This is a genomic window from Pseudomonas sp. HN2, from assembly GCF_020736465.1.
Lineage (GTDB): Bacteria > Pseudomonadota > Gammaproteobacteria > Pseudomonadales > Pseudomonadaceae > Aquipseudomonas > Aquipseudomonas moraviensis_A.
In genome coordinates this window covers 4,977,602-4,995,246 of sequence record NZ_CP085885.1, presented here as the reverse complement: position 1 = coordinate 4,995,246, position 17,645 = coordinate 4,977,602, and the positions used below count along the sequence as shown (strand labels likewise).

The following is a 17,645-nucleotide window of genomic DNA, read 5'->3' as shown; positions in this document are numbered from 1 at the left end:
AGGGTTTTAGCGCTTGTTCTTCCGGCGCTCTGCCGTTAACCTTCGCGGCGGAGAGTCGATCGGACAGTCGCTGCCCTCTATGAAAATTAGGGGGGGGAGGAAAGTCCGGGCTCCATAGGGCGAAGTGCCAGGTAATGCCTGGGAGGCGTGAGCCTACGGAAAGTGCCACAGAAAATAACCGCCTAAGCGCGCAAGCGCCGGTAAGGGTGAAAAGGTGCGGTAAGAGCGCACCGCACGTCTGGCAACAGTTCGTGGCTAGGTAAACCCCACTTGGAGCAAGACCAAATAGGGTCCCAAGGCGTGGCCCGCGCTGGGACCGGGTAGGTTGCTAAAGATGTCCAGTGATGGCCATCGTAGACGAATGACTGTTCAAGACAGAACCCGGCTTACAGATCGACTCTCCACCTTTTTCTTTCCCTGCTTGAAACAAAGAAGACGCGGCTGTGTAATATCAGCCGGCCTGGTCTGAAATTCCGGCAGCGGCAAACGCGGTAATAGCCTTTTCCCACCCTGCTTCAATCAACAGCCGAAGCGCATTCGTAATACCGAAAAAATCTTACTCTTAACAAACTACTTTAACTTTCGAACGCAGCTTTCAGTGCTGCATCAGGTTATTGGTCAAAACTTCACGTCAGATTCTCGTTGAGCCTCCTTTTACGTCGCTAAATCTCCGTTCTGTAAGGCTTTTCCTTTAATCCGCGCCTTGACGGTGTGGTGGGCGCATTCCTATAGTGTGCGCAAGTGGCGGAAAGTGGCATGAAGTGGGTTTTTTGAGCTCAAAACGATAAAAATTGGAGAAACGCTGACGTGTTTCGCGGAGCTAACGCTATCAGTCTCGATGCAAAGGGCCGTCTCGCCATGCCGAGCCGGTACCGTGACGAGCTCGATTCGCGTAGTTCCGGCCAATTGATCGTGACCATTGATGCCGTTGATCCGTGTCTGTGTGTCTATCCGCTCGACGAGTGGGAAATTATTGAAACCAAGTTGCGCGCACTCCCTTCGCTTCGCGAAGAGAACCGTCGGCTGCAGCGTTTATTGATTGGTAATGCCGTCGACCTCGAACTCGATGGCAGTGGTCGTTTCCTGGTTCCGCCGCGTTTGCGCGAGTACGCCAAGCTGGACAAGCGCGCGATGCTGGTCGGCCAACTGAACAAGTTCCAACTGTGGGACGAGGATGCATGGAACGCGGTATCTGCCGCTGACCTTGCTGCTATTCAACAACCGGGCGCGATGCCTGATGAACTGCGTGATTTGATCCTGTGACTATTGATAGCGGCTTTAACCACATCACCGTACTGCTTGACGAAGCCGTCGAGGCTCTCGCCGTACGTCCTGATGGCTGCTATCTGGACGGCACGTTCGGGCGCGGCGGGCACAGCCGGTTGATCCTCAGCCAGCTCGGGCCGGACGGTCGACTTATCGGATTCGACAAGGATCCACAAGCGATTGCCACCGGGCAAGCGCTAGCGGCCGAAGACGGCCGCTTTGTCGTTGTGCAGCGCAGCTTTGCCGAGCTCGGTTCGGTGGTTGCCGAACAAGGCCTGACCGGCAAGGTCAGCGGCATTCTGCTCGACCTCGGCGTGTCGTCGCCGCAACTTGACGACGCCGAGCGTGGCTTCAGCTTCCTCAATGACGGGCCGCTGGACATGCGCATGGACCCGTCCCGTGGCATCAGCGCCGCCGAATTCGTCAACACCGCGCCGGTGGAGGAAATCGCCCGGGTGTTCAAGGAATACGGTGAAGAACGTTTTTCCGGGCGCATGGCCCGTGCCGTCGCTGAACGTCGTGACATCAAGCCATTCGAACGCACTGCCGATCTGGCCGAAGTGCTGAAAGTCGCCAACCCGGCGTGGGAAAAGGGCAAGAACCCGGCCACTCGCGCGTTCCAGGGTTTGCGCATTCACGTCAATAACGAATTGGGCGACCTGGAAGCCGGCCTCGACGCCGCCCTGGAAGCGCTGGAAATCGGCGGTCGTCTGGTGGTGATCAGCTTCCACTCGCTGGAAGACCGCATCGTCAAACTGTTCATGCGCAAGCTGGTGAAAGGCGAAGCCGACAACCTGCCGCGCAACCTGCCGGTTCGCCACGTCGCCTTCGAACCGAAAATCAAAGTCCACGGCAAAGCCCAGACGGCCTCCGACGCCGAGCTCAAAGCCAACCCACGTTCCCGTAGCGCCGTCATGCGTGTCGCGGAGAAGTTGCGGTGAGCAAGCTTTTCGCCAAGCCACTGCCCGGCGGCAGCTTTCTGATGCTGCTGCTGTTTATCGGCGTGCTGTTTTCGGCGATCGCCGTGTCGTACAGCGCGCACTGGAACCGGCAGTTGCTCAACACTCTGTACAACGAGCTCAGCGTGCGCGACAAGGCGCAGGCCGAGTGGGGCCGGCTGATTCTCGAGCAGAGCACCTGGACTGCGCACAGCCGCATCGAAGTGTTGGCGACCGAACAACTGAAAATGCACATCCCTGGCGCGGCTGACGTGAAGATGGTGGCGCCATGATGAAACTCGAAGGCGCGCTGTTCCCATGGCGCTTCCGCCTGATGGTGGCGCTGCTTGGTCTGATGGTCGCGGCGATCTGCTGGCGCATCATCGACCTGCAAGTGGTCGACCGTGATTTCCTCAAGGGGCAGGGCGACGCACGCAGCCTGCGGCACATCCCGATTCCGGCGCACCGTGGCCTGATCACCGACCGTAACGGCGAGCCTCTGGCCGTCAGTACGCCGGTGACCACGCTGTGGGCCAACGCCAAGGAAATGCAGACTGCCAAAGAGAAGTGGCCGGCACTTGCCGCCGCGTTGGGTCAGGACCCGAAAGCCCTGAGCGAACGCCTCGAAGCCCAGGCCAACAAGGAATTCATTTACCTGGTGCGCGGGTTGACCCCCGAGCAGGGCCAGGCTGTGCTCGATCTGAAAGTGCCGGGCGTGTACGGCATCGAAGAATTCCGCCGCTTCTACCCGGCCGGTGAAGTCACCGCGCACATGGTCGGCTTTACCGACATCGACGATCACGGTCGTGAAGGCGTCGAGCTGGCCTATGACGAATGGCTGGCCGGGGTGCCGGGCAAACGACAAGTCATCAAGGATCGCCGTGGCCGGCTGATCAAGGATGTTCAGGTCACCAAAAACGCCAAGGCCGGCAAGCCCTTGGCGTTGTCGATTGACCTGCGTCTGCAATACCTGGCCAACCGCGAGCTGCGCAACGCGATCATCGAGAACGGCGCCAAGGCCGGCAGCCTGGTGATCATGGACGTCAAGACCGGCGAGATTCTGGCCATGGTCAATCAGCCGACCTACAACCCGAACAACCGTCGCAACCTGCAACCGGCGATGATGCGCAACCGCGCGATGATCGACGTGTTCGAACCGGGTTCGACCATGAAAGCCATTTCCATGAGCGCGGCGATCGAAACCGGTCGCTGGAAACCGAGCGACACCGTCGAGGTGTATCCGGGCTCGTTGCAGATCGGCAAGTACACCATCAAAGACGTGTCGAAGACCGAAGGCCCGGTGCTTGATCTGACCGGCATCCTGATCAATTCCAGTAACGTCGGCATGAGCAAGGTCGCCTTCGATATCGGCGGCGAAACCATTTTCCGTCTGGCGCAGAAAGTCGGCCTCGGTCAGGACACCGGCCTGGGCTTCCCCGGCGAACGCGTCGGCAATCTGCCGAACTATCGCGAATGGCGCAAGGCTGAAACTGCAACCTTGTCTTACGGCTACGGTATCTCCGTCACCGCAATCCAGCTGGTGCACGCGTTCTCGGCGCTGGCCAACAACGGCCGTCTCGCGCCGCTGACCCTGATCAAAACCGACAAGATGCCGCAGACCACCCAGGTGCTGCCCGAAGCCGTGGCGAAAACCATGCAGGGCATGTTGCAGCAAGTGATCGAAGCGCCGCGCGGCGTGTTCCGTGCGCAGGTTCCGGCGTACCACGTCGGCGGCAAGTCGGGTACCGCGCGCAAGACCTCGGTCGGTACCAAGGGCTACGCGGAAAACTCCTACCGTTCGCTGTTCGCCGGTTTCGGCCCGATGAGCGATCCGCGTTACGCCATCGTTGTGGTGATCGATGAACCGACCAAGGCCGGTTACTTCGGTGGTCTGGTCTCGGCACCAGTGTTCAGCCGTGTGATGTCCGGCACCCTGCGCCTGATGAACGTGACCCCGGACAACCTGCCGACTACGCAACAGGCCAACGCCACCCCGGTCGTTCCGCTGAAAGCCAATGGAGGGCGCGGCTGATGTCATTAAGTCTGAACAAGATATTCCCCCACGCCGGCCACGATCTGTTGATCCGTGAACTGGCGCTGGACAGCCGCAACGTGCGCGCCGGCGACCTGTTTCTCGCCGTGCCCGGCGGCCGTTTCGATGGCCGCGCGCACATTGCCGATGCCCTGCAACGCGGCGCGGCTGCCGTGGCTTATGAAGTCGAAGGCGCGACCGTGCTGCCAATCACCGACGTGCCACTGATTCCTGTGAAAGGTCTGGCGGCGCAGCTGTCGGACATCGCCGGGCGTTTTTACGGTGAGCCGAGTCATCACCTGAACCTGATCGGCGTCACCGGCACCAACGGCAAGACCAGCGTGACCCAACTGGTCGCGCAGGCACTGGATCTGCTAGGTCAGCATTGCGGCATCGTCGGCACCCTCGGTTCCGGTTTTTATGGCGCGCTGGAAAGCGGCCTGCACACCACGCCGAACCCGATTGCCGTGCAAGCGACCCTGGGCGACCTGAAAAAGGCCGGCGCCAAAGCTGTGGCCATGGAAGTGTCGTCCCACGGTCTGGATCAGGGGCGGGTTACCGCGCTGGCGTTCGACGTGGCAGTGATGACCAACCTGTCCCGCGATCATCTGGATTATCACGGCACCATGCAGGCGTACGCCGAGGCCAAGGCCAAGCTGTTCGCCTGGAATGACCTGAAGTGCCGGGTGGTCAACCTCGACGACGATTTCGGCCGGCAACTGGCGGCGGAGAAACGCGAGTCGCGTTTGATCACCTACAGCCTGCTCGACAGCAGCGCTTACCTGTTCTGCCGCGAAGCGCAGTTCGACGACCACGGCGTACGCGCCACACTGGTCACGCCGCAGGGCGAACACCACCTGCGCAGCACACTGCTCGGCCGTTTCAACCTGAGCAACGTTCTGGCCGCAGTCGGCGCCTTGCTCGGTCTGGATTACGCCCTCGACGAAATTCTCAAGGTGCTGCCGAAGCTCGAAGGCCCGGCCGGTCGCATGCAGCGTCTGGGGGGCGGCACGCAGCCGCTGGTGGTGGTCGATTACGCCCACACCCCGGATGCCCTGGAAAAAGTGCTCACCGCACTGCGCCCGCATGTCAAAGGCCAATTGCTGTGCCTGTTCGGCTGCGGCGGTGATCGCGATCGCGGCAAGCGTCCGTTGATGGCCGAAGTGGTCGAGCGTCTGGCCGATCAGGTGCTGGTTACCGATGACAACCCGCGCACTGAAGATCCTGCTGTGATTTTCGACGACATCCGCGCCGGTTTTACCGCTGTGGATAAAGTCACTTTCGTCGCCGGTCGCGGCCAGGCCATTGCGCAATTGATTGCCGGCGCGACCGCTGACGACGTGATTGTCCTGGCCGGCAAAGGTCATGAGGACTATCAGGAAATCAACGGCGTGCGCCATGCGTTTTCCGATCTGGTCGAGGCCGATCATGCCCTGACCGCGTGGGAGGTGGCCCATGCTTAAGGCCCTGACACTCAGCGAATTGACCAACGCGCTCGAAGCCCGTCTGATCGGCAACGATGCCAGTTTCAACGGCGTGAGTATTGACAGCCGCGCGATCCAGCCCGGCCAACTGTTCATTGCCCTGACTGGCCCGCGTTTCGACGGCCACGATTATCTGAATGATGTCGCTGGCAAAGGCGCCGTGGCGGCACTGGTCGAGCGCGAAGTCGCCGACAGCGCTCTGCCGCAACTGCTGGTCAAGGACACCCGTCAGGCCTTGGGCCAACTCGGCGCCTTGAATCGTGCTGCGTTCACTCAGCCAGTGGCAGCGGTGACCGGTTCCAGCGGCAAGACCACGGTCAAGGAAATGCTTGCGAGCATCCTGCGCACCCGCGGCCCGGTGCTGGCCACCCGTGGCAACCTGAACAACGACCTCGGCGTACCGCTGACCCTGATCGAACTGGCGCCGGAACACACCTCGGCTGTCATCGAACTGGGCGCCTCGCGTCTGGGCGAAATCGCCTACACCGTCGGGCTGACCAAGCCGCACGTGGCGATCCTGAACAATGCCGGCACCGCTCACGTCGGTGAGTTCGGCGGCCCGGAAAAAATCGTTGAAGCCAAAGGTGAAATCATCGAAGGCCTCGCCGCCGATGGCATTGCTGTGCTGAACCTCGATGACAAGGCTTTCGGTATCTGGAAGACCCGCGCGGCAGGCCGTCAGGTATTGACCTTCGCCCTGAGCAACAGCGAGGCGAATTTCCATGCCAGTGATCTGGCCACCGATGCTCGGGGCTGCCCGGCGTTCAATCTGCACACGCCGGAAGGCAGTGAGCGCGTGCAACTGAATCTGCTCGGCACCCACAACGTCGCCAACGCTTTGGCCGCCGCCGCTGCTGCACACGCCTTGGGCGTGTCGCTGTTCGGCATCGCCACCGGGCTCGGCGCGGTGCAACCGGTCAAGGGACGTACCGTCGCGCAACTGGCGAAAAACGGCATGCGCGTGATCGACGACACCTACAACGCAAACCCCACCTCGATGTGCGCGGCCGTTGATATACTCGCCGGCTTTTCCGGCCGCACCGTCCTGGTGCTCGGGGATATCGGCGAGTTGGGCGACTGGGCGGAGCAGGGGCACCGCGACGTGGGCGAGTACGCCCGAGGCAAGGTTTCCGCGCTCTACGCAGTCGGGCCGAACATGGTCCACGCCGTAAACGCTTTCGGTGAGCAGGCGCAGCACTTCGGCACACAGGCCGAGCTGATCCAGGCCCTCGCCGCCGAGCAGGACACAAACACCACCATTTTGATCAAGGGTTCGCGCAGCGCAGCGATGGAAAACATCGTTGCGGCTCTGTGCGGGTCCAGTCTGGAGAAACATTAATGCTGCTGCTGCTAGCGGAGTATCTGCAACAGTTCTACAAAGGCTTCGCGGTCTTTCAGTACCTGACCCTGCGCGGGATTCTCGGTGTGCTGACCGCGCTGGTTTTGTCGCTGTGCTATGGCCCGTGGATGATCCGTACTCTGCAGAACCGTCAGATCGGCCAATCGGTACGCAATGACGGCCCGCAATCGCACCTGTCCAAATCCGGCACGCCGACCATGGGTGGCGCGCTGATTCTGTCGTCGATCGGCGTCAGCACCTTGCTCTGGGCTGACCTGAGCAACCGCTACGTCTGGGTGGTGCTGCTGGTGACCCTGCTGTTCGGCGCCATCGGCTGGGTCGACGATTACCGCAAAGTCATCGAGAAAAACTCCCGTGGCCTGCCGAGCCGCTGGAAGTATTTCTGGCAGTCGGTGTTCGGCCTCGGCGCGGCGATCTTCCTTTATATGACCGCCGCAACGCCGGTGGAAACCACGCTGATCCTGCCGATGCTCAAGGACTACAGCATTCCGCTGGGCGCCGGCTTCATCGTGCTGACCTACTTCGTGATTGTCGGTTCGAGCAACGCGGTCAACCTGACTGACGGCCTCGACGGCCTGGCGATCATGCCGACGGTGATGGTCGGCGGCGGCCTGGGGATTTTCTGCTACCTGTCGGGCAACGTGAAATTCGCCGAATACCTGCTGATTCCCTACGTGCCGGGCGCGGGCGAACTGATCGTGTTCTGCGGTGCGCTGATTGGTGCCGGCCTCGGTTTCCTCTGGTTCAACACCTATCCGGCGCAAGTGTTCATGGGCGACGTCGGTGCACTGGCACTCGGCGCGGCGCTGGGCACCATCGCCGTGATCGTGCGCCAGGAAATCGTCCTGTTCATCATGGGCGGCGTGTTCGTGATGGAAACCCTGTCAGTGGTCATTCAGGTTGCCTCCTTTAAGCTGACCGGTCGCCGCGTGTTCCGCATGGCGCCGATACACCACCACTTTGAACTCAAGGGCTGGCCCGAGCCGCGCGTGATCGTCCGTTTCTGGATCATCACCGTGATTCTTGTCCTGGTCGGCCTTGCCACCCTGAAGCTGAGGTAGAACGAGTGTCTCTGATCGCTTCTGACCACTTCCGCATCGTTGTCGGCCTCGGCAAGAGCGGCATGTCCCTGGTTCGCTTCCTGGCGAACCGGGGCACGTCGTTTGCCGTGGCCGACACGCGGGAAAATCCACCGGAACTGGCCACGCTCAAGCGTGACTATCCGCACGTGGAAGTGCGTTGTGGCGAGCTGGACGTCGAATTCCTCTGCCGTGCCGACGAGCTCTACGTGAGTCCCGGCCTGGCGCTGGCGACCCCAGCCCTGCAAGCCGCCGCGGCCCGTGGCGTGAAAATGTCCGGCGACATCGAGCTGTTCGCGCGTAACGCGCGGGCGCCGATCGTCGCAATCACCGGTTCCAACGCGAAAAGCACCGTGACCACGCTGGTCGGCGAGATGGCGGCTGCGGCCGGCAAGCGCGTCGCTGTTGGCGGCAACCTCGGCACCCCGGCGCTGGACCTGCTCAGCGACGACGTCGAGCTGTACGTGATGGAGCTGTCGAGTTTTCAGCTGGAAACCACCGACCAGCTCAACGCCGAAGTCGCCACCGTGCTGAACATCAGCGAAGACCACATGGATCGCTACAGCGGTCTGCCGGCGTATCACCTGGCCAAGCACCGGATCTTCCGTGGCGCGAAGCAGTTCGTGGTCAACCGTCAGGATGCCCTGAGCCGTCCATTGATCGGCGAAGGCCAGCCCTGCTGGACCTTTGGTCTGAGCAAACCGGATTTCAAAGCGTTCGGTATCCGCGAAGAAGACGGCGAGAAGTATCTGGCCTTCGAATTCCAGAATCTGCTGCCGGTGCGTGAGTTGAAAGTTCGCGGCGCACATAACCAGTCCAACGCTCTTGCAGCCTTGGCATTGGGTCACGCCGTCGGCCTGCCGTTCGACGCCATGCTCTCGGCACTGCGCACGTTTACCGGACTCGAACACCGCTGCCAGTGGGTGCGTGATCTCGACGGCGTGGCCTACTACAACGATTCCAAAGCCACCAACGTTGGCGCCGCGCTGGCTGCCATCGAAGGCCTGGGTGCGGACATCGACGGCAAGGTGATTCTGATCGCCGGCGGTGACGGCAAGGGCGCCGAATTCAACGATCTGCGCGATCCGGTCGCGGCCAACTGCCGCGCCGTGGTGCTGATGGGTCGCGACTCGGACAAGATCGGCGAGGCCATTGGCGATGCTGTGCCGTTGATCCGCGCGACCTCGCTGGTCGACGCCGTCGAGCAATGCCGCGCCGCTGCCCAGCCGGGTGACGTGGTGCTGCTGTCGCCGGCCTGCGCCAGTTTCGACATGTTCAAGAATTACGAAGACCGTGGTCACCAGTTCGTCCGCGCTGTGGAGGAACTGGCATGAACCTGAGAAACATCATCAAGCCGTACCCGTCGCCGCTGATCACCGGGCGTGGCATCGACCTCGATTTCCCGATGCTCGCCGGTTGCCTGGCGCTGCTCGGCCTGGGCCTGATCATGATTGCCTCGGCGTCCACCGAAGTGGCGGCGGCGCAGTCGGGCAGTCCGCTGTATTACATGATTCGCCACCTTATCTATGTGGTGCTGGGTCTGGGCGCGTGCATCGTCACCATGATGATCCCGATCGCCACCTGGCAGCGCCTCGGCTGGATGATGCTGATCGGCGCGTTCGGCCTGCTGGTGATGGTGATCATCCCCGGCATCGGACGGGAAGTGAACGGTTCGATGCGCTGGATCGGTTTCAGCTTCTTCAACGTGCAGCCGTCGGAAATCGCCAAGGTGTTCGTGGTGATCTACCTCGCTGGCTATCTGGTGCGCCGGCAGAAAGAAGTGCGCGAGAGTTGGATGGGCTTCTTCAAGCCGTTCATTGTCCTGCTGCCGATGGCCGGTCTGTTGCTCATGGAGCCGGACTTCGGTGCCACCGTGGTAATGATGGGCGCGGCGGCGGCGATGCTGTTTCTTGGCGGGGTCGGACTGTTCCGTTTCTCGCTAATGGTGGTGCTGGCGGTCGGTGCAGTGGTGTTGCTGATCCAGATGCAGCCCTATCGAATGGCGCGTCTGACCAACTTCGCCGACCCGTGGGCCGACCAGTTCGGCGCCGGTTATCAGTTGTCGCAAGCCTTGATCGCCTTCGGTCGCGGCGAGTGGCTGGGCGTCGGCCTCGGCAACAGCGTGCAAAAGCAGTTCTACCTGCCGGAAGCGCACACCGACTTCGTGTTTTCGGTCCTCGCCGAAGAGCTCGGTGCGGTCGGTTCGCTGTGCACTGTCGCGCTGTTCGTGTTCGTGTGTATTCGCGGCATGTACATCGGCCTGTGGGCGGAGAAAGCCAAACAGTTCTTCGCCGCTTATGTGGCGTACGGCTTGTCGTTCCTGTGGATCGGTCAGTTCCTGATCAACATCGGGGTGAACGTTGGCCTGCTGCCCACCAAGGGCCTGACCTTGCCGTTTCTCAGTTACGGCGGCAGCTCGCTGGTGATCTGCTGCGCCTGTCTGGGCCTGTTGCTGCGCATCGAGTGGGAGAGTCGAACCCACCTGGGCAGCGAAGAGATGGAATTCCAGGAGAGCGACTTCGCCGAGGAGCCGACTCATGGGCGCTAACGTATTGATCATGGCCGGCGGTACCGGCGGCCACGTGTTCCCGGCGCTGGCCTGTGCCCGCGAGTTTCAGGCGCGCGGCTATACCGTGCACTGGCTCGGCACACCACGCGGCATCGAAAACGAACTGGTCCCGGCGGCGGGGCTTGAACTGCACCGGATCAACGCCAGCGGTCTGCGCGGCAAGGGCAAGCTGTCGCTGCTCAAGGCGCCGTTGATGTTGCTGAAATCGGTGTGGCAGGCGCGGGCGATCATGCGCCGCTTGAAACCCGTATGCGTCGTCGGCTTCGGCGGTTATGTGACTGGCCCTGGTGGCCTTGCCGCGAAACTGGCTGGCGTGCCGGTGATCGTTCATGAGCAGAACGCTGTCGCCGGCACCGCCAATCGGTTGCTGGTGCCGTTCGCCGCCCGAGTGTGTGAAGCGTTCCCCGACACCTTTACTCTGTCGGACAGCCGCCGTACCACCGGTAATCCGGTGCGCAGCGAGCTGTTCCTCGAGACATCGCGACCGGCGCTGGCCGGGCGCAAAGCGCGTTTGCTGATCCTTGGCGGCAGCCTGGGCGCAGAACCGTTGAACAAATTGCTGCCTGAAGCCCTGGCCCAAGTCGCTGCCGACCTGCGCCCGGAAGTGTTCCATCAGGCCGGCAAAAATCACGATGAAGTGACTGCCGAGCGTTACCGCGCCGCGGGCGTGGACGCGCAGGTGCAGCCGTTCATCAAAGACATGGCCCAGGCCTATGGTTGGGCTGACCTGGTGGTGTGCCGCGCCGGCGCGCTGACCATCAGTGAGCTGGCGGCCGCCGGTCTGCCCTCGATGCTGGTGCCTTTGCCCCACGCGATCGACGATCACCAGACCCGCAACGCCGATTATTTGGCCCGCGAAGGCGCTGCCTTCCTGATGCCACAAAGAACGACTGGTGCCGCGGATCTTGCCGCGCGCCTGACAGAGGTCTTGATGCAACCGCAACGACTCGAAGCAATGGCCCAAGCGGCCCGCCGACTGGCCAAACCCGATGCCACCCGTAGCGTGGTCGATACCTGTCTGGAGGTGGCCCATGGTTGAGAATCAGAAAGCCATGCCACAACCGGAAATGCGCCGCATCCGGCGCATCCACTTCGTCGGTATCGGCGGCGTGGGCATGTGCGGTATCGCTGAAGTGTTGTTGAACCTGGGCTATCAAGTCTCCGGTTCCGACCTGAAAGCGTCGCCGGTCACCGAGCGCCTGGAAACCTTCGGCGCGCAGATCTTCATCGGTCACCGTGCCGAGAACGCCGCTACCGCCGACGTGCTGGTGGTGTCGAGCGCAGTGAACACGTCCAACCCGGAAGTCGCGACCGCCCTTGAGCGCCGCATTCCAGTGGTACCGCGCGCAGAAATGCTCGCCGAGCTGATGCGCTATCGCCACGGCATCGCCGTCGCCGGTACCCACGGCAAAACCACCACCACCAGCCTGATCGCTTCGGTGTTCGCGGCCGGGGGGCTGGATCCGACGTTCGTGATCGGTGGTCGTCTGAATGCAGCGGGCACCAACGCTCAGCTCGGCACCAGCCGTTACCTGATCGCCGAAGCCGACGAAAGCGATGCGAGCTTCCTGCACCTGCAGCCGCTGGTGGCCGTGGTCACCAATATCGACGCCGACCACATGGCGACCTACGACGGTGACTTCAACAAACTGAAGAAAACCTTCGTCGAATTCCTGCACAACCTGCCGTTCTACGGTTTGGCGGTGATGTGCCTGGACGATCCGGTGGTGCGGGAGATCCTGCCGCTGGTGAAACGTCCGACCGTGACCTATGGCTTCAGCGAAGACGCCGATGTGCGCGCAATCAATGTGCGTCAGCAGGGTATGCAGACCTTTTTCACCGTGCTGCGCCCGGATCGCGAGCCGCTCGACGTGTCGGTGAACATGCCCGGCAACCACAACGTGCTCAACTCGCTGGCGACCATCTGCATCGCCACCGACGAAGGCGTCAGTGATGAAGCGATTGTCCAGGGCCTGTCAGGCTTCCAGGGTGTCGGTCGGCGCTTCCAGGTCTACGGCGAACTGCCGGTGGACGGCGGCAACGTGATGCTGGTCGACGACTACGGCCACCACCCGACCGAAGTCGCTGCGGTGATCAAAGCCGTGCGCGGTGGCTGGCCGGAGCGTCGTCTGGTGATGGTTTACCAGCCGCACCGTTACAGCCGCACCCGCGATCTGTACGACGACTTCGTCAATGTGCTGGCCGATGCCAACGTGCTGCTGCTGATGGAAGTCTATCCGGCCGGCGAAGAGCCGATCCCGGGCGCCGACAGCCGCAAACTGTGCAACAGCATCCGCCAGCGCGGTCAGCTCGACCCGATCTACATCGAGCGTGGTGTCGATCTGGCGCCGCTGGTCAAGCCGCTGCTGCGTGCCGGCGACATTCTGTTGTGCCAGGGCGCCGGTGATATCGGCGGTCTCGCACCGAAACTGTTGAAAAGTGAGTTGTTCGCCGGCGCCGTGGCGGCGTCGGTCGAGGGGAAGTTGAAATGACTGCTGCCTACGCCAAGCTGTTTTCCACGATCGCGCCAAAAGACTTCGGCCGCGTCGCCGTGCTCTTCGGCGGCCTGAGTGCCGAGCGTGAGGTGTCGCTGAAATCCGGCAACGCCGTGCTCGAGGCGCTGCAAAGCGCTGGCGTGGATGCGTTCGGTATCGATGTGGGCGAAGACTTCCTGCAGCGTCTGCTCAGCGAAAAGATCGACCGCGCGTTCATCATTCTCCACGGTCGCGGCGGTGAAGACGGCAGCATGCAGGGCCTGCTCGAGTGCGCCGGCATCCCGTACACCGGCAGCGGCATTCTTGCTTCCGCACTGGCGATGGACAAGCTGCGCACCAAGCAGGTCTGGCACAGCCTCGGGATTCCGACGCCGCGTCACGCCGTACTGTGCTGCGAAGCCGATTGTATTTCGGCAGCGACGGAACTGGGCTTGCCTTTGATCGTCAAACCGGCGCATGAAGGTTCAAGTATCGGGATGGCCAAAGTGAATTCTGCGTCCGAGTTGATCGACGCATGGAAAGCGGCCAGTACCTACGATTCGCAAGTGTTGGTCGAGCAATGGATTCAAGGTCCGGAGTTCACCATCGCCACCCTGCGTGACCAGGTGTTGCCTCCTATCGCCCTGGGTACACCGCACACATTTTACGACTACGACGCCAAGTACATCGCCAACGATACCCAGTACCGCATTCCGTGCGGACTGGACGCGGCCAAGGAACAGGAACTCATGGAACTCACGGCCAAGGCCTGTGAGGCGCTGGGTATCGCCGGTTGGGGCCGGGCGGACGTGATGCAGGACGCCGACGGGCAGTTCTGGTTCCTTGAAGTCAATACCGCACCGGGCATGACCGATCACAGCCTGGTGCCGATGGCGGCGCGTGCTGCCGGTCTGGATTTCCAGCAACTGGTTCTGGCCATTCTGGCCGCCAGCGTTGAAGACGCAGGCGCAACAGAGGCGCGAGGTTAAGACCATGCAAGGCGCTCATCTCAGACATCAGCCCCCCGCACCCGGCCGCAAGCCGGTGCCGCGGGGTGCCAGCCGAATGGTGGCGAAAGAGCCGATGTCCGCGCGCCTGCCGAAAGCCAATTTCAGCTTTCTGAAAAGCCTGTTCTGGCCGGTGCTGCTGGTGGCACTGGGCTTTGGCACCTACGAAGGTGCGCAGCGTTTGCTGCCGTATGCCGACCGGCCGATCAGCAAGATCGCGGTGCAGGGCGACTTGAGTTACATCAGCCAGCAGGCGGTGCAGCAGCGGATCGCACCGTTCGTGGCGTCGAGCTTCTTCACCATCGACCTCGCCGGTATGCGTACCGAGTTGGAACAGATGCCGTGGATCGCCCACGCCGAAGTGCGCCGGGTATGGCCGGACCAGGTGGTGATCCGCCTCGAAGAACAATTGCCGGTGGCGCGCTGGGGCGACGAGTCGCTGCTCAACAACCAGGGCCAGGCGTTCACGCCCAAGGAACTGGCGAACTACGAACACCTGCCGCAGCTGTTCGGCCCACAACGGGCTCAGCAGCAAGTGATGCAGCAGTATCAGGTGCTGAGCCAGATGCTGCGCCCGCTGGGTTTTTCGATTGCACGCCTGGAATTGCGTGAACGCGGCAGCTGGTTCCTGACCACCGGTGCCGGCAGTTCCGGCCCCGGCATCGAGTTGCTGCTGGGACGCGGCAACCTGGTGGAAAAGATGCGCCGCTTCATCGCCATCTATGACAAGACGCTGAAAGAGCAGATTACGAACATTGCGCGCATCGATCTGCGCTACGCCAACGGCCTTGCTGTTGGCTGGCGGGAACCCGTAGCGCCGACGACAGCCCAACCCGCTGTCGCAAAGAATTAAGAAGAGGCAGGACCCATGGCAAACGTGCAAAGCGGCAAAATGATCGTCGGTCTGGATATCGGCACCTCCAAAGTGGTGGCGCTGGTAGGCGAGGTCGCGGACGACGGCCAGCTGGAAATCGTCGGGATCGGCACACATCCGTCCCGCGGCCTGAAGAAGGGCGTGGTGGTCAACATCGAATCCACCGTGCAGTCGATCCAGCGTGCGATCGAAGAAGCCCAACTGATGGCCGGCTGCCGCATTCACTCGGCTTTCGTCGGCGTGGCCGGCAATCACATTCGCAGCCTGAACTCCCACGGCATCGTCGCGATCCGTGATCGCGAAGTCAGCTCGGCCGACCTTGAGCGTGTGCTCGACGCCGCCCAGGCCGTGGCGATTCCGGCTGACCAGCGCGTGCTGCACACCCTGCCGCAGGATTACGTGATCGATAACCAGGAAGGCGTGCGCGAGCCGCTGGGCATGTCCGGCGTGCGTCTGGAAGCCAAGGTTCACGTGGTCACCTGCGCCGTCAACGCCGCACAGAACATTGAAAAATGCGTGCGTCGCTGCGGTCTGGAAATCGACGACATCATCCTCGAGCAACTGGCCTCGGCCTACTCGGTGCTGACCGATGACGAGAAAGAACTCGGCGTGTGCCTGGTCGACATCGGCGGCGGCACTACCGACATCGCGATCTTCACCGAAGGCGCGATTCGTCACACCGCAGTGATCCCGATTGCCGGTGATCAGGTGACCAACGACATCGCCATGGCGTTGCGCACCCCGACCCAGTACGCCGAAGAAATCAAGATCCGCTATGCCTGCGCCTTGGCGAAACTGGCCGGTGCCGGCGAAACCATCAAGGTGCCGAGCGTCGGCGACCGTCCACCGCGCGAACTGTCGCGTCAGGCCCTGGCCGAAGTGGTCGAGCCGCGCTACGACGAACTGTTCACCCTGATCCAGGCCGAGCTGCGTCGCAGCGGCTACGAAGACCTGATCCCGGCGGGCATCGTGCTCACCGGCGGTACCTCGAAAATGGAAGGCGCGACCGAACTGGCCGAAGAAATCTTCCACATGCCGGTACGCCTCGGGGTGCCGCATGGCGTGAAAGGTCTGGATGACGTAGTGCGCAACCCGATTTATTCCACTGGCGTCGGTTTGTTGATGTACGGCCTGCAAAAGCAGTCCGACGGAGTTTCGTTCTCCGGCATCGGCAGCCGCGACAGCTACAGCAGCGAAGAGCCTCAGGCGCCGCTGCTGGACCGCTTGAAAAAGTGGGTTCAGGGCAATTTTTAAAGCTTTACCGCAACACCGCTACAAACAGCAGTAGGCGAAAAAACTAGAGAATGTAAGGAGAGGGAAAATGTTCGAACTCGTAGACAACATCCCCGCAAGCCCGGTAATCAAAGTTATCGGTGTCGGCGGTGGCGGCGGCAACGCTGTCAATCACATGGTCAAGAGCAACATCGAAGGCGTTGAGTTCATCTGCGCCAACACCGATGCTCAAGCGCTGAAAAACATCGGCGCGCGGACCATCCTGCAACTGGGCACTGGCGTGACCAAAGGCCTGGGCGCCGGCGCAAACCCTGAGGTCGGTCGTCAAGCCGCTCTGGAAGACCGCGAGCGCATCGCTGAAGTGCTGGCCGGCACCAACATGGTGTTCATCACCACTGGCATGGGCGGCGGTACCGGTACCGGTGCGGCGCCGATCATCGCTGAAGTGGCCAAGGAAATGGGCATCCTGACCGTTGCGGTCGTGACCCGTCCGTTCCCGTTCGAAGGCCGCAAGCGTATGCAGATCGCCGACGAAGGCATCCGCATGCTCTCGGAAAGCGTCGACTCGCTGATCACCATTCCGAACGAAAAACTGCTGACCATCCTCGGCAAGGACGCCAGCCTGTTGTCGGCTTTCGCCAAGGCTGACGATGTTCTGGCCGGTGCCGTTCGCGGTATCTCCGACATCATCAAGCGTCCGGGCATGATCAACGTCGACTTCGCCGACGTACGTACCGTGATGAGCGAAATGGGCATGGCGATGATGGGCACTGGCTGCGCCAGCGGTCCGAACCGTGCACGTGAAGCCACCGAAGCGGCAATCCGCAACCCGCTGCTGGAAGACGTCAACCTGCAAGGCGCGCGCGGCATTCTGGTGAACATCACCGCCGGTCCTGACCTGTCCCTGGGTGAGTACTCCGACGTTGGTTCGATCATCGAAGCCTTCGCTTCCGAGCACGCGATGGTCAAGGTCGGTACCGTTATCGATCCGGACATGCGCGACGAGCTGCACGTGACTGTGGTTGCCACCGGTCTGGGCGCGAAGATCGAGAAGCCTGTGAAGGTTATCGACAACACCGTTCACACCTCCATGGCTTCGGCTCAGGTGCAACAACCGGCTCCGGCCCGTCAGGAGCAGCCTGCGGTGAACTACCGTGATCTGGACCGTCCGACCGTCATGCGCAACCAGGCTCAGGCCGGTGCTGCGGCTGCCGCGAAGATGAATCCGCAGGATGACTTGGACTACCTGGACATTCCGGCATTCCTGCGTCGTCAGGCCGATTGATGGAATGTATCAGGGCTATGAAGGTGATTGGTGTTCAGCAAAGG

Annotated in this window: 15 protein-coding genes and 1 other RNA gene; all 16 read left to right on the top strand. The window is 61.9% G+C overall.

From position 1 onward, the window contains the following. The first annotated feature begins 51 nt into the window (after positions 1-51). An RNA gene (rnpB, locus tag LIS66_RS22060) (RNase P RNA component class A) lies at positions 52-405 on the top strand. A 402-nt stretch (positions 406-807) separates the two neighbouring features. Next, positions 808-1,263 (top strand): division/cell wall cluster transcriptional repressor MraZ, encoded by a 456-nt coding sequence (mraZ, locus tag LIS66_RS22055; protein WP_007917012.1) that lies wholly within the window; start codon positions 808-810, stop codon positions 1,261-1,263. Continuing rightward, positions 1,260-2,207 (top strand): 16S rRNA (cytosine(1402)-N(4))-methyltransferase RsmH, encoded by a 948-nt coding sequence (gene rsmH, locus LIS66_RS22050; protein ID WP_042608376.1) that lies wholly within the window; start codon positions 1,260-1,262, stop codon positions 2,205-2,207. The genes mraZ and rsmH overlap by 4 nt, the downstream gene beginning before the upstream one ends. Continuing rightward, entirely contained in the window at positions 2,204-2,497 is a 294-nt protein-coding gene (ftsL, locus tag LIS66_RS22045; protein WP_016773269.1) for a cell division protein FtsL, read from the top strand. Before rsmH ends, ftsL begins: the two co-directional genes overlap by 4 nt. After that, the gene (locus LIS66_RS22040) at positions 2,497-4,236 is read left to right on the top strand and encodes a peptidoglycan D,D-transpeptidase FtsI family protein (protein WP_172667898.1); all 1,740 of its coding nucleotides are present in this window, start codon (positions 2,497-2,499) and stop codon (positions 4,234-4,236) included. Before ftsL ends, LIS66_RS22040 begins: the two co-directional genes overlap by 1 nt. Next, positions 4,236-5,699, top strand: coding sequence for a UDP-N-acetylmuramoyl-L-alanyl-D-glutamate--2,6-diaminopimelate ligase (locus tag LIS66_RS22035; protein WP_039761379.1), 1,464 nt, complete (start codon positions 4,236-4,238; stop codon positions 5,697-5,699). Before LIS66_RS22040 ends, LIS66_RS22035 begins: the two co-directional genes overlap by 1 nt. Beyond that, entirely contained in the window at positions 5,692-7,059 is a 1,368-nt protein-coding gene (locus tag LIS66_RS22030; RefSeq protein WP_042608374.1) for a UDP-N-acetylmuramoyl-tripeptide--D-alanyl-D-alanine ligase, read from the top strand. Before LIS66_RS22035 ends, LIS66_RS22030 begins: the two co-directional genes overlap by 8 nt. Beyond that, positions 7,059-8,141 (top strand): phospho-N-acetylmuramoyl-pentapeptide-transferase, encoded by a 1,083-nt coding sequence (mraY, locus tag LIS66_RS22025; RefSeq protein WP_016773275.1) that lies wholly within the window; start codon positions 7,059-7,061, stop codon positions 8,139-8,141. The genes LIS66_RS22030 and mraY overlap by 1 nt, the downstream gene beginning before the upstream one ends. A gap of 5 nt (positions 8,142-8,146) precedes the next feature. Continuing rightward, positions 8,147-9,493, top strand: coding sequence for a UDP-N-acetylmuramoyl-L-alanine--D-glutamate ligase (gene murD, locus LIS66_RS22020; protein ID WP_042608373.1), 1,347 nt, complete (start codon positions 8,147-8,149; stop codon positions 9,491-9,493). Continuing rightward, positions 9,490-10,707, top strand: a complete 1,218-nt coding sequence (ftsW, locus tag LIS66_RS22015; protein ID WP_016773276.1) for a putative lipid II flippase FtsW — start codon at positions 9,490-9,492, stop codon at positions 10,705-10,707. Before murD ends, ftsW begins: the two co-directional genes overlap by 4 nt. Then, the gene (gene murG, locus LIS66_RS22010; protein ID WP_227973043.1) at positions 10,697-11,767 is read left to right on the top strand and encodes an undecaprenyldiphospho-muramoylpentapeptide beta-N-acetylglucosaminyltransferase; all 1,071 of its coding nucleotides are present in this window, start codon (positions 10,697-10,699) and stop codon (positions 11,765-11,767) included. The genes ftsW and murG overlap by 11 nt, the downstream gene beginning before the upstream one ends. Beyond that, positions 11,760-13,220 (top strand): UDP-N-acetylmuramate--L-alanine ligase, encoded by a 1,461-nt coding sequence (gene murC / locus LIS66_RS22005; protein ID WP_042608371.1) that lies wholly within the window; start codon positions 11,760-11,762, stop codon positions 13,218-13,220. Before murG ends, murC begins: the two co-directional genes overlap by 8 nt. After that, entirely contained in the window at positions 13,217-14,191 is a 975-nt protein-coding gene (locus LIS66_RS22000; RefSeq protein ID WP_227973042.1) for a D-alanine--D-alanine ligase, read from the top strand. The genes murC and LIS66_RS22000 overlap by 4 nt, the downstream gene beginning before the upstream one ends. 4 nt (positions 14,192-14,195) lie before the next feature. Beyond that, on the top strand, positions 14,196-15,062 hold the full coding sequence (locus LIS66_RS21995) for a cell division protein FtsQ/DivIB (protein ID WP_039761388.1): 867 nt from the start codon (positions 14,196-14,198) through the stop codon (positions 15,060-15,062). A gap of 15 nt (positions 15,063-15,077) precedes the next feature. Continuing rightward, positions 15,078-16,337 carry a cell division protein FtsA gene (gene ftsA / locus LIS66_RS21990; RefSeq protein ID WP_016773282.1) on the top strand — a complete coding sequence of 420 codons (1,260 nt, stop codon included), beginning with the start codon at positions 15,078-15,080 and terminating at the stop codon, positions 16,335-16,337. A 67-nt stretch (positions 16,338-16,404) separates the two neighbouring features. Further along, complete coding sequence (gene ftsZ, locus LIS66_RS21985) at positions 16,405-17,601, top strand: cell division protein FtsZ (RefSeq protein ID WP_016773283.1); 1,197 nt, start codon at positions 16,405-16,407, stop codon at positions 17,599-17,601. Positions 17,602-17,645: the final 44 nt, after the last annotated feature.